At 38.8% G+C, this 1220-nt stretch carries 1 protein-coding gene and 1 pseudogene; one reads left to right on the top strand and one right to left on the bottom strand.

Annotated features, from left to right (window positions below; all coding sequences use genetic code 11):
• Window positions 1–132 (top strand): annotated as a pseudogene (locus PX481_RS26550) (IS630-like element ISMae24 family transposase); the annotation flags it as partial.
• Window positions 133–136: 4 nt separating this feature from the next.
• Here PX481_RS26550 and PX481_RS26545 read toward each other — a convergent pair.
• Window positions 137–802, bottom strand: a complete 666-nt coding sequence (locus PX481_RS26545) for a hypothetical protein (RefSeq protein ID WP_288096925.1) — start codon at window positions 800–802, stop codon at window positions 137–139.
• Window positions 803–1220: the final 418 nt, after the last annotated feature.

Genomic DNA, 1220 nt, shown 5'->3' with positions numbered 1-1220 from the left:
GAAATATTATGGAGATTTTTAAAATATGAATGGATTGAATTTAGCGCCTATAAAGACCGAAAGAGCCTCCTCGCTTACGTTAAAAAAGTGCTGGACAATTTTGGAGGCGAGTATGTAATTAATTTTGCCTAGGTACTTATGTCAGTAAGATTAAAAATACAACCAGCAAGCTGACTATACAAAAAACAATCTCTTTTCGGTCTGTAGTCAAACGCAATCTTTGGTTATTCCAGGAGAAGAGACGGAGAACTAAGACTCCAGAAGCAACCAGAACCGAAGGAGGGTAAAAGAAAGCCAGTAAAATTAAAGAGAGTAAACAAGGAATCGTGGAAGAGCGAAGTAAGTAATAGATAAAGGCCAGAAAAAGAGGGTATAAAAAGCCTCTTGGGGTACCGGAACCTAAATCATCTTTTAACCACAGATTTTGATTGAGAAATAGTGTAGAGATAAATCCAGCCAAAGGTACGGGCAGAATTTGTAGGGAGACTCGATAGCAATAAATGGTAGATATTAAACCTAGGGCGATCGGTACGAGCTTATTAAAAACTATGGCGTTTATCCCCACCATTGACATCAATTTATAAAGACTCGCGAGACCCGAAGGAGTCAACCATTGATAATAGTTCATCAGGAAATCATCGGGAAAAAGCTCTGAATCAGAGAAGCGCATCATCCAAACGATAATACGGCGTGCGTCATCCTGAATACTGTACTCGCTACCGAAAGCGATTTGTAAGAATAAGATACTGTACAAAATAGAGAATACGATGCTGAGACTGAACCAGAAGGTTCTGGAAAGCATCAATTCTCTTAGAGGAGTTAAATCTAAAAAATACGAGTTCTTTGTCTGCATAACTACCTTGACGTTTTATCCAAGTATTTTACATTTAATACCAGGGTGAGCGCATCTCAAACGCTATTGACAATTAGCCCCTTTTGTGATCTGCTTGCTGTGTGGGCATTTCAAGTGATACCAGTCAATCAGAATAGTTACGAAATCTTAACATTGGGTCGATTTTTGCTTAACAATTGAGATGGCAAATTCTCCTCAAATATGCCTGAATGTACCTCTGGGTAAGCAACTCACATAAAGTTCATTTTGTCAAGGATTGTTAAGATGCGCCAGCAATTCCAAATTCAGAATGTAGCAAGGAATACAGAATACAAAACGCTTTTGCCCTGTAGCTCCCCATCCAAAATCAAGAAGAATTAACGCGAGT

The sequence above is a fragment of the Microcystis sp. M53603_WE2 genome, assembly GCF_030065435.1.
This window is presented reverse-complemented; position numbering and strand designations above follow the sequence as displayed.

Bases quoted from the DNA above. Each gene is read 5' to 3' on its own strand.
- PX481_RS26545 (WP_288096925.1), bottom strand. From the start codon at position 802: ATGCTTTCCAGAACCTTCTGGTTCAGTCTCAGCATCGTATTCTCTATT.